Raw genomic sequence first — 20,503 nt, forward strand, 5'->3', positions numbered from 1 at the left:
GTAGAGGGCCCGGCCTTTTGATGTCTTGTCGAATGCGGTCTAGTCGTATTCCACGGCGGAGAAGCGCATCAGCGCATCCCAGTTGTGGATGGCTTCCACGTAGCGGATGGTGCCGGTCTTGCCGCGCATGACCAGGGACGAGGTCTCGGCTCCGTGGCCGTGGTAGGTGACGCCCTTGAGGAAGGTGCCGCCGGAAATGCCGGTGGCGGCGAAGAAGAGGTCCTCGGACTTGACCAGGTCGGACACGGTGAGCACCCGGCGGATGTCCATGCCGAATTCCGACAGGGCGTTCTTTTCATTCTGCTTCTGCGGGTCGAGCTTGGCGAACATCTCGCCGCCCATGATGCGGATGGCGATGGCCGAGAGCACGCCTTCGGGAGTTCCGCCGGTGCCCATCATGACGTCGACTTCGCTGCGCGGGTCGATGGCCATGAGAGAGCCGGTGATGTCGCCGTCGGTATGCAGTTGGATGCGCGCGCCCGCCTCGCGGATTTCGGAGATGAGCTTCTTGTGGCGCGGCTTGTCCAGCACGAAGACGACCAGGTCGTCAACGTCCTTGTCCAGGGCGCGGGCGATGAGCTTGAGGTTGTGGCCGGTGGGGGCTTCGATGTCCACCACGTCCTTGGCGTGGGCCGGGACGACCAGCTTCTGCATGTAGAAGCTCGGGCCCGGATCGAACATGGCGCCCGCCGGGCAGACGCCTACGACGGAGATGGCGTTGGGGCGGCCGTTGGCAAGCAGGTTGGTGCCCTCCAGCGGGTCCACGGCAATGTCCACCTTGGGACCGGTGCCCAGGCCGAGCTTTTCACCGGCGTAGAGCATGGGCGCTTCGTCCTTCTCGCCTTCGCCGATTTTGATTTCGCCTTGGATTTCAAGAGTGTTGAAGCACAGGCGCATGGCGTCGACGGCCGCTTGGTCGGCGGCGTTCTTGTCGCCTTTGCCGAGCCAGCGGGCGCAGGCCAGGGCGGCGGCTTCAGTGACACGGACCAAGTCCAGTGCGAGGTTTTTCTGTGGGGCTTCCATGTTCGTCTCCTAGTATTTCTCCCGGATCATCTGGGCGAAGTTCTCCGGGGTGAACCCGTACTTGTCGGACAGGATCTTGCCGGGGGCGCTGGCGCCGAAGTGGTCGACGCCCAGAACGACGCCGTTCAGGCCGACATATTTGTGCCACAGGGTGGTCCGGCCTGCTTCGGCCGCGGCGCGCGCGGTGACTTCCGGCGGCAAAACTTCATTTTTATACGATTCAGGCTGGTCGTCAAACAGTTTGGTCGACGGCATGGATACCACGCGGACCTTGCGCTTGAGGAGCTTGGCCGTTTCGAGGCAGAGGGACACCTCCGAGCCGGAGGCGATGAGAATCAGATCCGGGGTGCCTTCGCAGTCCTTGAGCACATAGCCGCCCTTGCGCGGGCCGTCGGTCAGCGCCGGGTATTCGGCCGGGTCGAGGATGGGCAGGCCCTGGCGGGTCAGGAACAGGGTGGAGGGCATCTTCTCCTGCTTGAGCGCGATGTCCAGGCAGGTCCGGGTCTCATTGGCGTCGGCGGGACGCAGGTCGATGAGGTCCGGAATGAGCCGCAGGGAGCTGACGTGCTCGATGGGCTGGTGCGTGGGGCCGTCCTCGCCCACCCAGAAGGAGTCGTGGGTGAAGACGTACAGGACGGGCAGCTCCTGCAGGGCGGACATGCGGATGGCGTTGCGGCAGTAGTCGGAGAAGGTCAGGAAGGTGGCGCCGAACGGGAGCAGGCCGCCATGCAGCTGCATACCGTTCATGATCGCCGCCATGTTGAACTCGCGCACGCCGAAGGCGAAGTTGCGCGCTCCGTAGCCGTCCACGGCGAAGTCGCCGTAGGTGTTCCGGAAATTAGCGGTCTGGTTGGACGGGTCGAGGTCGGCGGAGCCGCCCACCAGGGTGGGCAGGGAATCCATGACGGCGTCCAGGCAGGTGCCCCACGCCTTGCGGGTGGCCATGCTTTCGCCGGGGGTGAACTCGGGCCAGTCGATGGACAGCTCGGAGCGGGAGCGGATCACGTGGCCCCACATCTCGGCGAAGGACGCGTCGTTCAGCTTGGAGTCCAGCATGGACTGCCAGTCGGCGGCGTTCTTGCGCAGGCCGTCGAACCGGGCGCGGTAGGAGGCGACCACGTCCTCGGGGACGTAGAAGGATTCCTCGGGCAGGCCGAGCTTCTTCTTGGTGGCCGCGATCTCGTCGGCCTTGAGGGGCTCGCCGTGAGTCTTGTGGCTGCCTTCCAGGGTGGCGCAACCCTTGGCCATGACCGTGTGGCCGATAATCAGGGTGGGCTTGCCGGTCTCGAGCTGCGCGGCCTTGATGGCCTCGCGGATTTCGTCGTGGTTGTGGCCGTCCACTTCCAGGACCTGCCAGCACAGTCCCTCGAAGACCTTGCGGTGGTCGGTGCAGTCAGCCTTGCAGGTGGGACCGGCCAACTGGATACGGTTGGAGTCGTAGAAGACGATGAGCTTGCCCAGCTTCCACAGTCCGGCCAGGGAGGCCGCGCCCAGGGCGATGGGCTCCTGCAGGTCGCCGTCGGAGGAGAGCACGTAGGTGTAGTGGTCCATGACGTCCGCGCCGAGCTTTTCGCGCAGGTACGCCTCGGCCGAGGCGAAGCCCACGGACATGGCGAAGCCCTGGCCCAGCGGGCCGGTGGTGGCCTCGACGCCTTTGGTCAGGTGCACCTCGGGGTGGCCCGGGGTCAGGGAACCGAACTGGCGGAAATTCTTGATGTCGTCCATGGAGATGAAGCCGTTCAGGTGCAGAAGGCTGTAGAGCAGCATGGACTCATGCCCGGCGGAGAGGATGAAGCGGTCGCGGTTGAACCACCGGGAGTCGTCGGGGTTGAAGTTCAGAAATTCGGAAAAGAGGATGGTGGCGTAGTCGGCCGAGGACATGGCCCCGCCCGGGTGGCCCGAGTTGGCCTTGGCCACGCCGTCCATGATCAGTCCCTTGACCACGGCGATGGTCTTGTCCGTCTGTGTCATTGTTGGATACCTTTTTTTAGTGAGGTTATAGGGAGACAGTGTCGATGAGGTCGATGCGCCGCTGGTGCCGCTCGCCGCCGAACTGCGTGTCGAGAAAGACCTTGAGGATTTCCAGGGCGAGGCCTTGGCCGGTGACGCGTTCACCCATGCACAGGCAGCGGGCGTCGTTGTGCTCGCGGGCCATGCGGGCGAGAAATTCGTTGGTGCACAGCGCCGCCCGGACGCCCATGCGGTTGGCGGTCATGGTCATGCCCTGGCCCGTGCCGCAGATGAGCACGCCGAGCTTTTCGTCGTCCGCCTTGAGCTTGTTGCACACCTTGGCCGCAAAGATCGGGTAGTCGCAGGAATCCAGGCAGTCCGGCCCTTCGTCCTCCACGGTGAAGCCCCATTCCTTGAGTGCCTTGATGCAGGCGGTCTTGAGATGATAGCCCCCGTGATCGGAGCCGATGACTATGGTCTTGCTCACAGTTCTCCCCCTTGGGATGCGCCGCCTTCCCGGCGGACGTGCTTCATGCGTTCTTCGCGGTCGTTGGACAGTTCTTCCCTGAGGGCCGCGATCTCCTCCTTGAGGAAGCTGATCTGCTTGAGGCAGAGTTCCTTTTCGTCCTTTCTGCCTCGGGGCGTTTCGGCGATGCGGCCGAGGATGCCATATTCCCGATCCAATTCTTTTTCAAGCCTGCCGACCTCGAAGCGGCCGGACAGGGACCGGGCAAGCCATTTCATCTCGGCAAGCCACGTCTTCAGGCCGAGCAGAAAGATGTCCATGACCGTTTCCTTCGGCTGTGTGCTCATTGCTTGTCCTCGCGGATAAGGGGGAGTTCCCCTGTTTTTTCTTCAGTGTATCCGTTGTCCAAACGGATGGGGGCGATGTCCCCGGGCAATTCGAGGGCCAGGGACCGGGCAGGCCAGGGGGCAAGCATAAGCTCCCGGCTCTTTATGTGCAAGACGCCCTGCTCTCCGTTGTCCAGAGACAGGGTCAGCCTGTCGGGCAGGGGTATTTCGCCGGGCGCGGCTTCCTCGAAGCGGTCCAGGGTGAAGGACCACCGGACTTCTCCGCCGGTCCGGTCCGTCGTCCCTTCCAGCCGCAGCGGACGGCCGAGGCGGTCCAGGATAATGCGGCGGACAGACCCCTTGTCGAAATTATAGACGTAGTGGTCCCCGTCCTGCGCTGCGTCCGCGTAGCGGCGGGGGGCCAGTCCAGAAAAATCGCCCATGGCGGCGTGGGCGAGCCGGGAAAGGGAAAAGGGAAACGGCATGCCAAGGCGGGTGGCCCCGAGGACCGGGTTGCGGTGGGCGTATGCCTCGCCTTCGGCCGGATAGAAGACCAGCAGGCCGTCCCCGTCTTCGCGGATATGCGCCAGGAGCTTGCCGATGGAGGCGGACACGTCGAGGCGCATGGGCCCGTCGAAGTCACCCCACAGGGAGACCAGGGTGCGGTTGGTCCGCTTGATGGGCTCGGTTCTGGAATAGTGCAGGCTGGCCTTGACCCGGAGCGCGTCGCCCGCGGGCCGGACGCAGTAGTGCTGCCGGAAGGCGTTCCAGGCGGCGCGGGGAGTGTCCAGCTCCAGGCCCGGCTGTATCCTGGTGGCGCAGCCCGAGAGGACCGCCAGAATCAGGACGGCCGCTGTCGCCGCCGGAACGTGCGTCGATCCGAGGCGGCTCATAGCTTTTTCAGTTTCTCCCTGACTTCGTCGGAATGGGGCGAGTGGTATTTCAGGGAGAAGTTGTACCCCTTGCGCGCTTCCTTGGTCTTGCCAAGTGCCGCGGCGATGTCGCCGTAGTGTTCCCAGATGGTCGGGTCCTTCTCAATGACGTCCACGGCGTAGCCGATGTACTCCCACGCCTTTTCCAGGTCCCGCTTCTTGAAATGGACCCAGGCCACGGAGTCGAGAATGTAGCCGTTCTCCGGGTCGAGGGAGGACGCCTTGGTCACCAGGACCAGGGCGCGGTCCAGTTCGCGGTTTTCCTCGGCCAGGGTGTAGCCCACGTAATTGAGCGCGTTGGCGTGGTCGGTGTGGGTGCGGATCAGGGTTTCCATCAGGGCCATGCCCTCGGAGCGGCGGCCCATGGCTTCGTAGACCATGGCCAGCTCATAGGTCAGCTCGGGGTCATTTTCGAGCAGCGACAGCCCCTCCTTGAGGGAGGCTTCGGCGCCGGGCAGGTCGCCGGTCTGCCTGCGTAGTCCGGCTTCGAGGATGTAGAATATTTCGGCCTTGGGAAAGAGCTTCTTGCCCTTGGCGGCCACGGCGAGAGCTTCGCTCTCCTTGCCTTGCGCAGCGAGAAGTTGCGCCTTGAAGCGCAGGGCGTGGGGGTAGAGGCGGTCCGTCTCCTTGACCTCGCCCAGATAGGACAGGGCCTTGGCGGGATCGTTTTCACCCTCGTCGGCGATGACCGCCTTGTAGAAGTAGTATTCGGCGGGCACCGTGCCGCCGGAGGTGAGCATGTCGAGGACGGTGGACCCCTGGGCGAAGAATCCCTCGTTGATGAACATGAGCACCGCGTCCAGGATGAAGCTCTTGGAGGGCGGGCCGGACAGGGCCAGGTCGAGCGCCTTGCCCGGGTCGTTCAGCTTGAGGTTCAGGTTGATGAGCCTGAGCCGCGCCTCGGGGAAGGAGTCGCTCTGCTCCAGGATGGAGCCGTAAATATCCTCGGCGGCCACGTAGTCCTTGGCCAGCTCGTACTGGTAGGCCAGCTCCACCAGGGCTTCGGTGAACTCCGGGTCCATGGCCACGGCCTTCTTGAGGTTGGCGATGGCCGCGTTGCGCATTCCCAGGTTGCCCTGGACCCGCCCCATTGCGTAGAGGGCGTCGGCGGATCGTTTCTTTTCGGGAATCTGCTTGAGCACGTCCAGGGCCCTGGCGTCCTGTCCCGCGTCCATGAGCATCTGGCCCAGCCGTTCGCGGGCTTCAAGGTCGTCGGGATGCCGGGCGAGGAAGCCGTCCATGATCGAAATGGCGTCGTTCGCGCGGTGATCGGCGACGTAGGAGTTGGCCAGATAAAGAGTCAACAGCCGGTTGTCCGGGAACTTGTCGAGCCCTTCCTTGAGGGCGGCGCGGGACCGGCCCGTGCCGTCGGGGTGGTTCCAGTACAGGCCGGCCTTTTCCACATAGAGCTGGGGCGAGGGGGCCTGGGCCAGGATTCGGTCCAGGGCCGCTGCGGCCCTGGCGTGGATTTCGGCGGCCTCCTTGTTGGTCATGGCGCTGCGGCCGCCCTCCTGGGCGTGGCGCTGCAACTGGTGAAGGAGGTCCTGGTAGACCAGATAGTCGTAGTCGAGTTGGGCCGATTCGGTCATGGGCTGCGCGGGCATGGGCTCGGCCGCGTTTCTTCCGGCGGCGCAACCGGCGACGGTCAAGAGCGCGAGGAGCGCCAGGGCAGCCAGTGCGGTGTGTGAGTCAGGCCTAGAGAATAGTTTCATCCGTCCGTCCCGATTGGCGTAGCCGCCGATTATTCGTGCTCCAGCACCCAGTCGCTGGAAAAATCCTTGACCTTGTCCGTCAGGTGCTCGCGGATCTTGGCCATGAGCCGGGCCTCGATCTGGCGGACGCGCTCCCTGGTGACGCCGAACTCCTCGCCGATTTCCCGCAGGGTCACGGGGTCGTCGGAGAGCAGCCTGCGGTCCAGGATGGCCATTTCCTTTTCGTTCAGGGACGAGCGTATTTCCCTGATGTTGTTCAGGAGCATGTCGACGATCTGGTCGTTGGCGATGGATTCCTCCACGCCCGGCGCCAGGGACGGCAGGAAGTCCATCTTGGTGGCGTCGGAGTCGTCGGCCAGCGGGGTGTTCAGGGACATGTCGTTCTTGGACAGCCGCTGGTCCATTTCGTCGATTTCGGCCTCGGACACGCCGAGCCGTTCGCTCAGGGCCTCGGTGGTGGGGTCGAACCCCAACGTCTGGAGGCGCTGGCGCTCCTTGTTCAGGTTGTAGAACAGCTTGCGCTGGGTCTGGGTGGTCCCGATCTTGACCATGCGCCAGTTGTCCATGATGTACTTCAGGATGTACGCCTTGATCCAGAAGGCCGCGTAGTAGGAGAACTTGATCCCCTTCTCGGGATCGAACTTGGTCACGGCCTTGAGCAGTCCGACGTTGCCCTCCTGGATGAGGTCGAGGCCGTTCTGCATCCAGCGCCGCTGGAAGTCCATGGCGATCTTGACCACCAGGCGGAGGTGCGAGGACACCAGCTTGAAGGCCGCATCCTGGTCGTTGTCCTCCTGGACCCTTTTGGCCAGGGCGTATTCCTCTTCCGGGTCCAGCATGGGGAACCGGGCGATTTCCTTGAGGTACAGCTGCAAGGGATCGCGAATCCGCACCGCCTTGGATGACGGGGCCGGATTCAGCGCCGGGAGCCTGTTTCCTCGTTCGTCGGCTTTGGCTGGAGGGCTGGAGGGAATGTCGGCCGACACGTCCTCATAGTCGTCGTCGCCGAAGTCGTTCTCGCTGAAGTCGTTTTCGTTGAAGTCGGTCTCTTCGAAATCGTCCTCTTCGACAATTTCCGGTTCGACCACTTCGGTCGTTTGTTCAGATGTCATCGCAAATTATGGATTCGGCGCCGAAGCGCGCGGTTCAATACAAATTATAAGAGCAAGAAGGCCACACTATAGATTTTGACGGACCTTATCAATGATTTTCAGGGAAGCGCAACTTGTGCAAGACTCTGCGCAACCGGGGCTGAAAAACGCTGAATTCCGCTCCAATAAAAGGCTTGATTTCCAGCCGGGTCGCAGCTATATCGAGATATCTTGATATATGAATACATCGGACGGTGCGCAATCCCTGCGCCCGCCGCCCGCGTGGAGGATACAAGTGCGCGATTTCAGGTCCATACTCGACGACGACAAAATCTATTATTTCGACGGCGGTTACGGCACGCTGCTCCAGGGCAGGGGGCTGCCCGCGGGTCTCTCCCCCGAACTGTGGGGCCTCAAGGAGCCGGACGTCATCCGTTCCGTGCACCGCGATTACCTGGAGGCCGGGGCGGACATCCTGACCACCAACACTTTCGGCGGGTCCAGGCCCAAGCTCGGACTGAACGCCGATCCCTTCGAACTGAACCGGGCCATGACGGCCATCGCCCGCGAAGTGGCGGGCGACCGCGCCTTCGTGGCGGCCTCCATCGGCCCCACCGGGCATTTTGTCAAGCCGCTCGGCGAGATGACCTTCCGCGAGCTGGTGGAAATCTTCAAGGAGCAGATACGCGGATGCGTTGCCGGCGGCGCGGACCTCATCCTGGGCGAGACTCTTTTCGATCTGGCCGAAGCCAAGGCCGTGGTCATCGCCGCGCGCCTGGTCTGCGACCTGCCCGTGGCCGTGTCCATGACTTTCGAGGGCGAGGCGTCCCTGACCGGCACCTCGCCGCAGACCTTCGTGGACACCATGCAGAACATGGGCGTGGACCTCATCGGGACCAACTGTTCCGCCGGGCCGGAGCAGATGCGGGATACCCTGCGTTCCTGGGCGCCCAGGCTGGAAACGCCGACCTTTGCCGAGGCCAACGCGGGCCTGCCCGAGCTGGACGGTAACGGCAACACCGTGTTCCGTTTGCAGCCCGAGCCGTTCGCCGAACAGGCGGCCGGTTTCGCGGAGCTGGGCGCGAAGTTCATCGGCGGCTGCTGCGGCACCACGCCGGACCACATCCGCGCCCTGCGCAACAAGGTCGGCGACGCCCTCTGGCGGCGTCCGGTCAAGACCGACAACGCCCAACTGGTTCTCACTTCGCGTTCCGTGTCCGTGCCCATCGGTTTCGACCATCCCGGCGTAATCATCGGCGAGCGCATCAACCCCACGGGCAAGAAGCAGCTCACCGCCGAGTTCCAGGATTCCCTTTTCGCCGAGGCACACCGTTTCGCCGCCGAGCAGGTGGAGCAGGGCGCGCCGGTGCTCGACGTCAATGTGGGCGCGCCCCTGGTCGACGAGGTCCAGCTCCTGCCCGAGCTGATCGTTTCCCTGCTTGGCCGCACCACCGCGCCGCTTTCCATCGACTCCAACGACCCGGCGGCCGTCGAGGCCGGATTGTGGGCCTATCCCGGCTCCCCCCTGGTCAACTCCATCTCCGGCGAGCCCGGCAAGATGGAGCGGCTCGGTCCCCTGTGCAAGCTTTTCGGCGCGCCGTTCATCCTCCTGCCCATCGTGGGCAAGAAGCTGCCCGTAACCGCGTCCGAACGGCTGGCGGTCATTGCCGACCTCCTGGCCCGGGCCGACGCCCTGGGCATCCCGCGCCGTCTCATCATGGTCGACGCCCTGGCCCTGACGGTCTCGTCCAAGCCCGAGGCCGCCCGTCATTCCATGGAAGTCATGCGCCACTGCCGGGACGAGTGGGGGCTGCCCACCACCATCGGCCTGTCCAACATCTCCTTCGGTCTTCCGGCCCGCGAGCTGCTCAACTCCACCTTCCTCGCCCTGTCCATGGGCGCGGGACTGTGCTCGTTCATTTCCAACCCCAATTCCGCGCGCATCCAGGAGTCCCTGCACGCCGCCGAGGTTCTGCTCGGCCGCGATCCCCAGGCCGCCCGGTACATCGACAAGTTCTCCGGCTGGGTCGGGGGAGGCGGGGCGCAGGCCGCTTCGGCCCCTGCCGCCAAGTCCGGCGGGCCGTCCCTGCCGCCGGTCCAGGCCGCTGTGGTCAAGGGCGACAAGGACAATGTCGTCAAACTGGTGGAGGCCGAGCTGGAAAAGGGCATGGCCGCCATGAGCATCGTCAACGACCTGCTCATCCCCGGCATTCTCGTGGTCGGCGACAAGTACGAGGCCAAGGAATACTTCCTGCCCCAGCTCCTGCAATCCGCCGAGACCATGCAGACCGCCTTTCAGCGGCTCAAGCCGCTCCTCGAGGAGGATGGGAATGCGGGCGACAGGCCTGTGGTGATAATGGCCACCGTGGAGGGCGACATCCACGACATCGGCAAGAACATCGTCTGCCTCATGCTCAAGAACTACGGCTTCGAGGTCGTGGACCTGGGCAAGGACGTGCCCGCCGCCAGGATCGTGGACGCCGCCGAGGAGCACAACGCCGCCCTCATCGGCCTGTCCGCGCTCATGACCACCACCATGGTGCGCATGGAGGACACCGTGAAAATGGTCGCCGAACGCGGCCTGTCCGCCAAGGTCATCATCGGGGGGGCCGTGGTCACCGAAAAATTCTGCAACGCCATCGGGGCGGACGGCTGGTCCACGGACGCTGTGGCCGCCGTCAAGCTCGCCCAAAGGCTGACGCAGTAGCCTTTCGCGCAGGGAAGGGGAGAGCACCGTCGCAAAGGTGTTCTCCCCGTCTCCCTGTCCCATCCGGCTCGGATAGCGGATGATTTCCGCCGCTCCGGCCGCAAGCGGGTTTGCGGGACTCCGACGGGGCGCGGAAGGATTTCGTCCGGGCTGCGCCGCGTCGCACGAAAGTTTCTTGACCTCTGCCGCCCCAAGTGTTTTGAGAGAGGGCCTCTCGCTTTTATTTGGCATTCAACTCTGCTAGAGTGCCGAAAATTCACACCCGAGGTGTTTCATGAGAAAAATGTGGCTTACCCTCGCCCTTGTCCTGGGTCTTTTGGCCATGACGGCGTGTTCGGGCGAATCCGGCAACGATGCCGAAAAGACTGCCGGCGAGGCTCAATCCTCCGCCGCGAAGAACGCTCCGGCGGCCTCCGGCTCCATCCCCTTCATGGGGCGGGCCGAACTCGACCAATATCTCAAGGACAACGGCGAAAGGCCGACCATGCTCTTTTTCTGGGCAACATGGTGTCCCTCCTGCAAGCAGCAGATTCCCGAGTTGGAGGCGCTGCGCAAGGTCAGGGGCGACCAGGTGAACATCATCGCCCTGTCCGTGGACGAGCGGGTCGAAGCGCTGGAGCGGTATCTGGAGAAGAACCCCATGGACGTTTCCGTCTACCTGGGCGACCAGGAGCTGGCGCGCGACTTCCGCGTCGAGGCCATTCCCACGCTGGTCATCTTCGACAAGACCGGCAAGCATATATTTTCCCAGGCGGGCGTCTTCCCCGGCTCCATGCTCGGAGCCATGGTGGACAAGCTGAACTAGAAGGCAGTCATGATTCGCAAGGCACGCATCGAGGACGTCAAGTCCATTCACGGGCTGCTCATGCTGACCGATCAGCATGACGGCCTGGTCCTACCCCGCTCCTTCAGCCAACTGTATTCCCATCTGCGGGATTTCGTCGTCGCGTTGGACGATGACGGCAATGTCATCGGCTGCTGCGCCCTGAACATCATCTGGGACAACCTGGCCGAAATCCGTTCCCTGGTGGTGGAATCCTCCCATCGGGGCAGGAAGCTCGGCCGCAAGCTGGTCGAGACTTGCCTGTCCGAGGCCGTGACTCTCGGCATCTATCGGGTGTACACCCTGACCGAGGTTCCCGCCTTTTTCGAGCGGGTGGGGTTCGAGCCCGAAGAGATGGACAACCTGAACCAGAAGATCTTTCTGGACTGCCTCAACTGTCCGAGATTCCCCGACCTCTGCAACGAGGTGGCCATGACAATCAACCTGTAACCCGAACAGCGCAATGGCACACAAACTGACACCTTTCATAACCGCCGAGCAGATCGCAGGACGCAATGCGGAACTTGGCCGGGAAATCACCGAGTCGTACTCCGGCGACGGACCGCTGGTCTGCATCTGCGTGCTCAAGGGCGCGTTTCTCTTTTTCGCCGACATCATCCGCTGCATCGACCGGGAAATCGAGATCGATTTCGTGCGGCTGGCCAGCTACGGTTCGGCCACTTCCCGCTCCGAGGACATCGTCTTTTCCAAGGACCTGGAAATATCCATCGAGGGAAAGGACGTCCTGGTAATCGAGGATATCGTGGATACCGGGCACTCCATGGACTTTTTGCTCCACGTGCTCAGGCGGAGAAACCCAAAGAGTTTGAAAATTTGTGCGCTTATTGATAAGCAGGAACGACGGGAAAAGGCCGTGACCGTCGATTTTGCCGGATTCAGGTTGAGCGACGGGTTTATCGTCGGCTATGGCCTGGATTACGCCGAGCGGTACAGGGAACTGGGCGGCATTTTCGAGCTGTCCAACGAATCTTAGAGCCAACCAACCGGACTTTCTGGAGATCGAATTATGATCGTCACCTGCCCGAATTGCGAGACCAGCTACAACCTGCCCGATGAAAAAGTTCCGGCCGGCGGCGCCAAGGTCAAGTGCTCCAAGTGCGCGCACGTGTTCAAGGTGGAGTTGCCTCCGGCCACTCCCGAGGAAGAGGTCGAGGCGCTGCTTGAGGACGATGAGCGCGGCGTGGATTCCGCTGCGGGCGAGGATTTCGACAGGACGTTCGACGACGTGGCCGCAAGCGCCGCCGAGACCGGAGAGACGGCCGGGACGGCCGATGAGGACGAGTCCACGGCATCGGACGCGGCCGACAGGGTCGTCGAGGAAATGCCCGACACGGACGATCTTTTCGCGGACGAGACGCCCTCCGACGAGGACGGGGAAACCCCGGCCGACGAAACCCCGGCCGATGAAGAGGACGATCTGTTCGCCGCTTTGGGCAGTGGAAAGGACGACGAGTCCGACGACCTGTTCGCCGAGGATGAAGGCGGGGAGGAAGCCGAATCCGATGATCTGTTCGTTGAAGAGAGCGGACGCGGCAAAGACCTGTTCACGGACGAGGGCGATGAAGACGACGGCGACCTGTTCGAGGACGCCGACGAGGCCGAGATCGACGATTCCCGCGCGCTTTTCCCCTCCGAGGACGGGGACGGGGACGGAGCGGCGTCCGGCGGCCTGGGCAAAAGCCTGGAGCTGGACGAGGAGCCGCAGCCCGGCAGCCGCAAATCCCTGGGGTGCCTGGTTGTTCTGCTCATCCTTGCCGTGGTCGTCGGCGCGGCCATTTATTTCCGTGTCTGGACCTATGCGGGCGTGAACCTCGGAGCCATGCTCAAGGACGTGCCCTTCGTCGGGCAGATTTTCGCCGAGGACAACGGCGGCGAGAGCGTCGCACCGGGCGAATCTCCGGCCGAGCGCGTGCGCAAGATCGAGTTGAAGAACGTCAAGCAGTACTATGTGGCCAACGAAAAGGTGGGCAACCTGTTCGTGGTCGAGGGCAAGGCCGTCAACAAGTTTTCCAAGCCCAAGGAGCGGGTCGAGGTCGAGGTGGTTCTCTACGACGCCGGGAACAACGTCCTGACCTCCCAGTCCCTCCTGTGCGGCAACGTGCTGTCGCAGTTCCAGCTTCAGGTGCAGACCGAGAAGGAGATCAAGGACGGGCTGGCTTCGGATGTGGGCATTCTTTCCAACAACACGTTCATCCGGCCCGGCGCATCCACACCCTTCATGGCGGTGTTCTTCACGCCTCCCGAGGGGGTCAAGGAGTTCCTGGTCAAGGTTGTGGACGTGAGCGACCCCAAATAGGGGCGTCCGGGCCTTGGAAAACGGACGATTTTGCGGATGGAGACGGTTGTCCATCCGCTTTTTCGCGGACCCGTTACAAAAATCGGGATATTTTTCACATATAGGCTGTACGTATGGTTTAAGCAGCCGGATTTTAATAGTTTATAGCAGTTGCAGAAAGTTCGAAAAAGGATCATCGTTTCTGAAAAAGACGTTGACGGGAATTGACGGCGTGTGCTACTCCTCCTCCACTTGTGAAGGATTGCACGAAATGCCTGCGCGGGGTGGCAACCCACTGCCGACGCTCGCGTATCCCGGCCTTTGCGAGGTGTAAACATGTTCTTTTCAAAAGACGATCGGTGGGTGAACATCACCCAGCTGGGGGGCACCGCCGGCACGATGGGACTTCACATCGTATCGGCCACCGTCGTCGGCCTGACCATCGGGTATTTTCTTGATGAATACTTCGGGACCAGGCCTTGGTTGATAATGATCTTCTTCTTTCTGGGGGTCATCGCCGGGTTCAAGATGATTTTCGAGGACTTCAGGCGTCTCCAGAGGCGGGAAGAAGCTAAAAGAGCCGGTTCTTTGAAACAGGACGGAGAAAAGAGTGCTGGGCAGGATGAACCAAGGGCTTGAACGGCTGCTTGTCAGAAGCGGCTTCACCAAGCCGGATGTGCGCATCGTTGTCCGCAACCAGATTTATGTGTCGCTGGGGACCTCTCTAGTGATCATGCTGGCAACACTGTTTTCCCGGTGGTCCCTGGCCTATCTGGCGGGGGCGGTAATCGCCCTGGTCAACTTCTGGACACTCGCCCGCGTGACCCAGTCGTTGGTCTACGACCAGAAGAGGGGACCATATCTGCTGTTTGTCATATTCATGGGAAAAATGACTCTGAGCGGGCTGGCACTTTGGTGGCTGATCGGAGTTGAGCGAGTTCCTCACTGGGGGTTGATTGCGGGGCTCGGAACCGTGGTGGTCAACATCACCGCGACCGGCCTGAGTCAGTTGAGGGAAAAATAGCCGAACTGCTTAAGGAGGCTTTGATATGGGTTTTTCGGGCGGATTGCCGCATCCTCTCTTGTACATGGACATGCTGAAAAGCATCGGCCATTGGGGCACCCAGGTTGAACACGCTCTCGGCGTGCAAAGCATCAACCATGTGCTCTACATGTGGCTGGTCATGGCCATCATCCTGGGGCTGGGACTGATGGTCCGCAGCCGCCTGCAGTTGGTCCCCGGCGGCCTCCAGAACGTCTTCGAGACGATCATCGGAGGGCTTGAGGACTTCGTCGTCGCCAACCTGGGCGAAGAAGGCCGTCAATTCATGCCGCTGCTGTGCACCATTTTCATTTTTATCCTGGGCATGAACTGGCTCGGTCTCGTGCCGGGCTGCGACGCGCCCACCGCGAACATCAACACGCCGGCCGCCATGGCCATCATCGTGTTCTGTTTCTATCAGTTCGTGGGCATGAAGAAATGGGGCTTCGGCTACATCAAGCATTTCATGGGCCCGGTCGGCTTCCTGGCCCCGCTCATGCTTATCCTTGAGCCCATCTCTCACCTTGCTCGTCCGCTCAGCCTGACTCTTCGTCTCTTCGGCAACATCCGCGGCGAGGAAATCGTTTTGATCCTGATGTTCTTCCTGGCGCCGGTTCTCGGCTCCCTGCCGATGTACTTCCTGTTCATCCTGGCGAAGACCATTCAGGCGTTCATCTTCTTCATGCTGACCATGCTGTACCTGCAGGGCGCCATCGAACACGCCCACTAGAAGAAGTCTGCTTAATTTGGGGAAATGGTCCTTGGACCACAACAATATTACGTAATCCATTTGGAGGATTCACATGAAAATCGCGAAGATTTTGTTCACCACCCTGGCAATGGTCCTGGTCGCGTCCGTCGCCTTCGCCGCTGAAGGTGCTGATCCCGTCATGTCCGCCAAGGCCTACGCCACCGCTATCGGCATGGGCATCGCCGCCGGTCTCTGCGGTATCGGTCAGGGCATGGGCGTGAAGGGCGCTTGCGAAGGCATCGCCCGCAACCCCGAAGCCGGTGGCCAGCTGTCCACCACCCTGATCCTCGGCCTGGCCTTCATCGAATCCCTGGCCATTTACGCCCTGGTCGTCAACCTGATCCTGCTCTTCGTCGTCTAGTTTCAGGTTTACGGAGTCCTTTCAAAGGGAGGCTTCGGCCTCCCTTTTTCAGCCTCTTTCATGTTAAGAATTTCACATACCGGAAAGCCTCTTGACCGGAAAGAGCCCAAAATTATGATGAAAAGCGAACATATCCCTAAAGCAACCATTGGACGGCTCGCCGTCTACATTCAGGTCCTCGAGAACCTCCTTCGGGACGGCAATGACGTCGTGTCCTCGGAGCGCCTGGCCCGGGCCTGCTCAGTCAACTCCTCCCAGATTCGAAAGGACCTGGCGTACTTCGGCGAATTCGGCGTACGCGGCGTGGGCTACTACGTTCAGGAATTGATTACTTCCATCAAGCAGTCGCTCGGCATCGACCGACTCTGGAAGTGCGCCCTCATCGGCGTGGGCAACATGGGCAGCGCCCTGCTCCGTCACCACGATTTCGAAAAGCGCGGGTTCAAAATCTGCGCCGCCTTCGACTGCGACCCGGACAAGATCGGGCTCGAGTTCGAGGGCATGGAAATCGTCTGCCCCACCCACCTCAAGGAACGCGCGCCTGAATTGAATCTTGAAATCGGCATCATCGCCACGCCTCCGGATCGCGCTCAGCGCGCAGCCAACCACCTGGTTGAGGCCAACATCCGCGGCATCATCAACTTCGCGCCGTCGAGGATCAATGTGCCCAAGCACATCCCCGTCGAGTACGTGGACTTTTTCGACCACCTATACTCCATTGCATTCCAGATAACGCTCGGCAGCGATTAGGGTAGAAGACACCCCCTCTTTTCGGCTTGCTCCGGTCTTCCGGGGAAGCTCCCTGAGTCTACGGAGAACCGTCTCGCGCGGTTTGGTCCGTTCTCTTCTTTTTTTGTCTTTTGGGCTTTCAGGATAAATGCCTTGTGGGCCTGGCTTGGGATTGGCTCAGGCTACCGGACCGTTTTCCGCGTGCGATCCGGGGGCGTCGCGGCTTAGTCCCGGGAGCGTCTCCATTCAGGAGTAGAACTTCATCAGGGTTGCCCCCCATTAAAGATGGAAAGCGTAGGGTGTCGGTTTGAGTCCGCCGCCATGCGCTCCCTGAACGACGCGCGTGGTTCCGGCTGGACGAAAAAACGACGCCTGAGCGCTGATGTGAACCCACCTGCGCCGGTATGGGGCCTCTCAGGCCCTTTGACCGTGGATGTGAAAAGGCCCCCGCAAGCGATGCTTGCGGGGGCCTTTTTCTTGGTAAAATACGGCAGTGAAGCGGACTAGGCCTTGAAGCGGTAGCCCACGCCGCGAATGGTTTCGATCCAGGACGCGTACGGTCCGAGCTTCTGGCGCAGCCGGCGAACATGGGTGTCGACGGTGCGGGAGTAGCCCTCGAAGTGGGTATCCCATACGGTGTCCAGGAGGTTGTCGCGGGTCTGGACCTTGCCCGCCCCGGAAACGAGGACGGTCAGGAGTTTGAATTCGGTGGCGGTGAGGGCGGTTTCCTCGTCGTCGATGGTGATCTGGTGCGCCTCGAAATCGATGCGCAGCCCTTCGCGTTCCCAAAGCTTGGGAGCGTTGGGCTCGGGCGCGCCGTAGCGGCGCAGGATGGCCTTGATGCGCAGAACGAGTTCGCGCGGAGAGAAGGGTTTGACCACGTAGTCGTCGGCTCCGAGCTCAAGACCGACGATCTTGTCGACCTCTTCGCCCTTTGCCGTGAGCATGACGACGGGAATGCGGGCCGTGGCTGGATCCCCTTTGAGCTGGCGGCAGACCTCAAGGCCGTCGGTACCGGGCATCATCAGGTCAAGCAGGATGATGTCGGGCTTGAAGGCGTGGGCCAGGTTGAGGCCGAGCTGGCCGTCTTCAGCGGCGGCCACGTCGAACCCGGCGGCGGTGAGATTGTATTTCAGCAGTTCTCGCGTGTCTCTGTGGTCTTCGACCACCAGGATTTTCTGGGCTGACACAGTAGGCTCCTTTCGGTGTGATTGGGACTGCTATACCCCATGTCTGTAACATTCAGTGTTACATGTGAGCAACAATTTCGCAACTTGGCGTTCCCGGGGGAACCTTGCGGAATCCGCTCCGGCGCGGACTTGCGGCGTGGTTGGGTTGAAGCAACCTGTTGAATTAATTTGGCGACAATCTTGTTTCAAGGCATAAAGCGAAGGGGTGCCGCAGCCGATAAGTAGGCAACGGAAGGAACCTTTCAGCCTCCACCGGAGCGACGATGTATTACCACGGATTCGATAAGAAATTTCCCTCGGGAAGCAAGTACTGGACTCTGTATGACGATCAGCTCATCGGAATGCTGTTCTCCAAGATCGTGAACAAGACCGTCAGCGTCGAGGCGGCGGGGACGCGGCCGGAGGGTATGGTGGATGAAATGGTTCAGAATTTGTTCGATCTCTGTTTCTACATCAACAAGGACTTTCACGATTGTTAGGCGGGGTCCAGGCCATATTGCTGCAACGGCCCGGTCATCCGGGCCTTTTTGTTGGTAAGCCCGGTAGTAATTGACTCCCGGACAGGATTGGTGAAATATAGGCATCGTCCGAATAGTCTTTCCTATATAAGACGGGGAGCCTCCGTTATGCATCTGCAATCCAAATTGACCGTGAGTTACCTGGTTGTGGGCCTTGTAGCCTGCCTGGCGGCCGTGCTCGTGGCCAGGCAACTGGTTCGGTCCGACTTCACGGAGTATGTCTCGGCCCGCGAGTTCGCCATGTTCAAGGCGGACCTGGCCGACTACGCGGCCCGGCACGGCGGGTTGGACAAAGCCATGCTTGCCGAACCGTTCGGCGTTTTCGCGACCTCGGGTGACGGGGTATCCAGGCAGTGGCAGGGAATGCCGTTCCGATTCCTGGTAATGGACGAGCGCGGCACGGTGCTGCACCCGGCGGGTTCGTTCAAGGTGGGCCAGACCGTGTCCGGTGAAGTGCTTGCACGCGCCGAGCCCGTGAGCGTGGGAGGGCGTGTGGCCGCGCTGGTCACGCGTATGGGCGTGGTGCGGCCGTCAGGTGCCGACGGGGTCTTCCTGGGCAGGCTGGATGCGTCTCTCGGCGTGGGCATGGCGGTGGCTGCGGCTGTGGTCGGGCTGTTCGGCGTGGGCATGGCCTGGCGTCAATCCGCTCCGGTCCGCGATTTGGTCGCGGCCGTCCGCATGGGGCGCGAACAGGGAGGAGAGCCCCATCGCGTCGAGGCGTCGACGGACGACGAGCTGGGAGAGCTTGCCGCGGCTTACAACGCCGTAAACGAGGATTTGGCCCGTTGTCGGGTGGAGCGCGACGAACTGGCCGTGACCGATCCGCAGACGAACTTGTATAACCGCCGCCATTTCGACGAACAGGCGCGGCTATTTTTCGAGAGCGCCAAGCGGTACGACCAGCCCTTGTCCGTCATGATGGGCAGCCTGGACCGTTTCCGGGCCTTGAACGAAACCTTCACTAGGGAAGTGGGCGATCTGGTCCTGGAGAAGGTGGCGGAGCTGTTCTCCCGGCATACCCGCAAGAGCGATGTGGTCGCGCGCTACGGCGATGAGGATTTCGTGGTCCTGTTCACCAACACTGCCCGGGAACGGGCTGCCGTGGCTTGCGAGAACATACGGCAGGCCGTCGAGCGGTATCCATGGGATGAAATTCATCCCGAATTGACGGTGACCGTCTCCATGGGCCTCGCGGGGAACAGGGAATTAAGCAGCGCGGCGTCCATGGTCGCCAGAGCCGAGCAATACCTGGCCGCGGCCAAGGCGGGCGGGCGCAACAGGCTGGCCGGGAACGAGTAGCGGGCCGGGGGCCCTGGGGGCTGTTACGCCCCCAGGCAGATATTCACGGCTTTAATCACGTCGGCCACGTCGTCGTCGGTGAGTTTCGGAGACAGCGGCAGGCTGAGGGTCTCTCGGCCCAGCGCGACGGCGTGCGGAGTGTCTTCAAGCTTCCAGCCGAACCGTTCCTGATAGTATGGGTGCTCCGGTATGGCCAGGTAATGGACGCCCGCGCCTATGTTTTCCTTGGTCAGCCGCACCAGGAACTGGTCGCGGTCGATGCCGCAGGCGACGGGATCGATCATCAGGGTGTACAGGTGCCGGGCGTGGCGGGTGTCCGGCTCCTCAGGGGCGGGAGTGCCTACAGGCAGGGCGCGGAACGCCTCCTGGTACATGTCCCAGATTTCGCAGCGCCGTTTGAAATTCTCTTCCACCCGATTGAGCTGATGGATGCCGATGGCGGCCTGGATGTCCATCATGTTGTACTTGAATCCGGCGTGGACCACCTCGTAATGCTTGTACCCTTCGTCCGAGAACCGCTTCCAGGCGTCGGCGGACATGCCGTGGAGACCGAGCACCTTGATGGTGCGGATGTCTTCCTCGTCGCGGGCGATGACCATGCCGCCCTCGCCGGTGCAGACGTTCTTGGTCACGTAGAAGGAAAAGCAGCCGAAGTTGCCGAAGGTGCCTGCATGGCGGCCTTTGTAGGTGGTCTCGATGGCGTGGGCGCAGTCTTCCACCACCTTGAGGCCGTGCTCGTCGGCAATGGCCATGATCGGGTCCATGTCGCAGGGGCGACCCGCGAAATGCACGGGCAGGATGGCCCGGGTGCGCGAGGTGATTTTCTCGCGGATGCAGTCGGGGTCGATGTTCTGGGAGACGGGGTCCACATCGGCCAGGACGGGCGTGCACCCGGCGTGGATGATGGCGTTGACCGAGGCGCAGAAGGTCAGCGGCGTGGTGATGACCTCGTCGCCGGGTTTGAGGTCGAGGGCGACCAGGGAGAGGTGCAGGGCGGCGGTGCAGGAGTTGCAGGCCGCGGCGTAGCGGGCGTCCACGTATTGCGAGAAGTCCTTCTCGAAACGGGCGACCTTGGGGCCTGTGCCGATCCAGCCCGACTTCATGGAGGCCACGACTTCGTCGATTTCCTCCTGCTCTATGCGGGGCGCGCCGAAAACCAGAAAATTATCCTTGGAACGAACGGGCATGTCCGTGTTCTCCTTGTATGGGTTGTGTGTGGCGAGCTGTAGCAGATAATGGCTTGGCGGTAAATGTCGACCGCGTCGCGCACGGCCGGGACGCGTCCGG

The 20,503-nt window shown here is 62.0% G+C and carries 21 protein-coding genes; 12 read left to right on the forward strand and 9 right to left on the reverse strand.

The genetic code is table 11. From position 1 onward, the window contains the following. Window positions 1-39: 39 nt before the first annotated feature. From glpX to PSN43_RS01655, 7 genes are read right to left on the reverse strand one after another with little or no spacing between them, the layout of a single operon-like run. A complete protein-coding gene (gene glpX, locus PSN43_RS01625) occupies window positions 40-1,023 on the reverse strand; it encodes a class II fructose-bisphosphatase (RefSeq protein ID WP_272698969.1) in 984 nt (327 codons plus the stop codon). A gap of 9 nt (window positions 1,024-1,032) precedes the next feature. Continuing rightward, a complete protein-coding gene (gene tkt, locus PSN43_RS01630) occupies window positions 1,033-2,994 on the reverse strand; it encodes a transketolase (protein ID WP_272698970.1) in 1,962 nt (653 codons plus the stop codon). 25 nt (window positions 2,995-3,019) lie between these two features. Next, complete coding sequence (rpiB, locus tag PSN43_RS01635; protein WP_272698971.1) at window positions 3,020-3,460, reverse strand: ribose 5-phosphate isomerase B; 441 nt, start codon at window positions 3,458-3,460, stop codon at window positions 3,020-3,022. After that, entirely contained in the window at window positions 3,457-3,786 is a 330-nt protein-coding gene (locus PSN43_RS01640) for a hypothetical protein (protein ID WP_272698972.1), read from the reverse strand. Before PSN43_RS01640 ends, rpiB begins: the two co-directional genes overlap by 4 nt. Continuing rightward, on the reverse strand, window positions 3,783-4,658 hold the full coding sequence (locus PSN43_RS01645; protein ID WP_272698973.1) for a hypothetical protein: 876 nt from the start codon (window positions 4,656-4,658) through the stop codon (window positions 3,783-3,785). Before PSN43_RS01645 ends, PSN43_RS01640 begins: the two co-directional genes overlap by 4 nt. Next, complete coding sequence (locus tag PSN43_RS01650; RefSeq protein WP_272698974.1) at window positions 4,655-6,409, reverse strand: tetratricopeptide repeat protein; 1,755 nt, start codon at window positions 6,407-6,409, stop codon at window positions 4,655-4,657. The genes PSN43_RS01645 and PSN43_RS01650 overlap by 4 nt, the downstream gene beginning before the upstream one ends. A 29-nt stretch (window positions 6,410-6,438) precedes the next feature. After that, window positions 6,439-7,521, reverse strand: coding sequence for a sigma-70 family RNA polymerase sigma factor (locus PSN43_RS01655; protein ID WP_272698975.1), 1,083 nt, complete (start codon window positions 7,519-7,521; stop codon window positions 6,439-6,441). A 274-nt stretch (window positions 7,522-7,795) separates the two neighbouring features. Here PSN43_RS01655 and PSN43_RS01660 point away from each other — a divergent pair, with 274 nt between their 5' ends. The 10 genes from PSN43_RS01660 to PSN43_RS01705 all read left to right on the forward strand — a co-directional run bounded on the left by PSN43_RS01660 (window position 7,796) and on the right by PSN43_RS01705 (window position 16,230). Next, window positions 7,796-10,207: a homocysteine S-methyltransferase family protein gene (locus tag PSN43_RS01660; protein ID WP_272698976.1), complete on the forward strand. Its 2,412-nt coding sequence runs from the start codon at window positions 7,796-7,798 to the stop codon at window positions 10,205-10,207. A 274-nt stretch (window positions 10,208-10,481) separates the two neighbouring features. After that, window positions 10,482-11,012: a TlpA family protein disulfide reductase gene (locus PSN43_RS01665; protein WP_272698977.1), complete on the forward strand. Its 531-nt coding sequence runs from the start codon at window positions 10,482-10,484 to the stop codon at window positions 11,010-11,012. Between the two features lie 9 nt (window positions 11,013-11,021). Continuing rightward, on the forward strand, window positions 11,022-11,480 hold the full coding sequence (locus PSN43_RS01670; protein WP_272698978.1) for an N-acetyltransferase: 459 nt from the start codon (window positions 11,022-11,024) through the stop codon (window positions 11,478-11,480). A gap of 13 nt (window positions 11,481-11,493) precedes the next feature. After that, entirely contained in the window at window positions 11,494-12,024 is a 531-nt protein-coding gene (hpt, locus tag PSN43_RS01675) for a hypoxanthine phosphoribosyltransferase (RefSeq protein WP_272698979.1), read from the forward strand. 33 nt (window positions 12,025-12,057) lie between these two features. Next, on the forward strand, window positions 12,058-13,347 hold the full coding sequence (locus tag PSN43_RS01680; RefSeq protein ID WP_272698980.1) for a DUF3426 domain-containing protein: 1,290 nt from the start codon (window positions 12,058-12,060) through the stop codon (window positions 13,345-13,347). A 315-nt stretch (window positions 13,348-13,662) separates the two neighbouring features. Then, on the forward strand, window positions 13,663-13,965 hold the full coding sequence (locus PSN43_RS01685; protein ID WP_272698981.1) for an AtpZ/AtpI family protein: 303 nt from the start codon (window positions 13,663-13,665) through the stop codon (window positions 13,963-13,965). Beyond that, on the forward strand, window positions 13,949-14,350 hold the full coding sequence (locus PSN43_RS01690; protein WP_272698982.1) for an ATP synthase subunit I: 402 nt from the start codon (window positions 13,949-13,951) through the stop codon (window positions 14,348-14,350). The genes PSN43_RS01685 and PSN43_RS01690 overlap by 17 nt, the downstream gene beginning before the upstream one ends. Window positions 14,351-14,375: 25 nt before the next feature. Next, window positions 14,376-15,098, forward strand: coding sequence for a F0F1 ATP synthase subunit A (gene atpB / locus PSN43_RS01695; protein WP_272698983.1), 723 nt, complete (start codon window positions 14,376-14,378; stop codon window positions 15,096-15,098). A 73-nt stretch (window positions 15,099-15,171) separates the two neighbouring features. After that, window positions 15,172-15,480 carry an ATP synthase F0 subunit C gene (locus PSN43_RS01700; RefSeq protein ID WP_071545633.1) on the forward strand — a complete coding sequence of 103 codons (309 nt, stop codon included), beginning with the start codon at window positions 15,172-15,174 and terminating at the stop codon, window positions 15,478-15,480. 117 nt (window positions 15,481-15,597) lie between these two features. Further along, window positions 15,598-16,230 (forward strand): redox-sensing transcriptional repressor Rex, encoded by a 633-nt coding sequence (locus PSN43_RS01705; protein ID WP_272699203.1) that lies wholly within the window; start codon window positions 15,598-15,600, stop codon window positions 16,228-16,230. Between the two features lie 482 nt (window positions 16,231-16,712). Here PSN43_RS01705 and PSN43_RS01710 read toward each other — a convergent pair whose 3' ends face one another. Continuing rightward, window positions 16,713-17,399, reverse strand: coding sequence for a response regulator (locus tag PSN43_RS01710; RefSeq protein WP_272698984.1), 687 nt, complete (start codon window positions 17,397-17,399; stop codon window positions 16,713-16,715). Window positions 17,400-17,662: 263 nt separating this feature from the next. Here PSN43_RS01710 and PSN43_RS01715 point away from each other — a divergent pair, with 263 nt between their 5' ends. Together PSN43_RS01715 and PSN43_RS01720 are read left to right on the forward strand one after the other, a co-directional pair. After that, complete coding sequence (locus PSN43_RS01715; protein WP_272698985.1) at window positions 17,663-17,878, forward strand: hypothetical protein; 216 nt, start codon at window positions 17,663-17,665, stop codon at window positions 17,876-17,878. Window positions 17,879-18,025: 147 nt separating this feature from the next. Further along, a complete protein-coding gene (locus tag PSN43_RS01720) occupies window positions 18,026-19,216 on the forward strand; it encodes a GGDEF domain-containing protein (protein ID WP_272698986.1) in 1,191 nt (396 codons plus the stop codon). A gap of 23 nt (window positions 19,217-19,239) precedes the next feature. On the opposite strand, the gene PSN43_RS01725 is transcribed toward PSN43_RS01720, so the two are convergent. Beyond that, window positions 19,240-20,403, reverse strand: coding sequence for a DegT/DnrJ/EryC1/StrS family aminotransferase (locus PSN43_RS01725; RefSeq protein WP_272698987.1), 1,164 nt, complete (start codon window positions 20,401-20,403; stop codon window positions 19,240-19,242). Between the last annotated feature and the right edge of the window lie 100 nt (window positions 20,404-20,503).

This window comes from Desulfovibrio sp. Fe33 (assembly GCF_028532725.1).
GTDB lineage: Bacteria > Desulfobacterota > Desulfovibrionia > Desulfovibrionales > Desulfovibrionaceae > Pseudodesulfovibrio.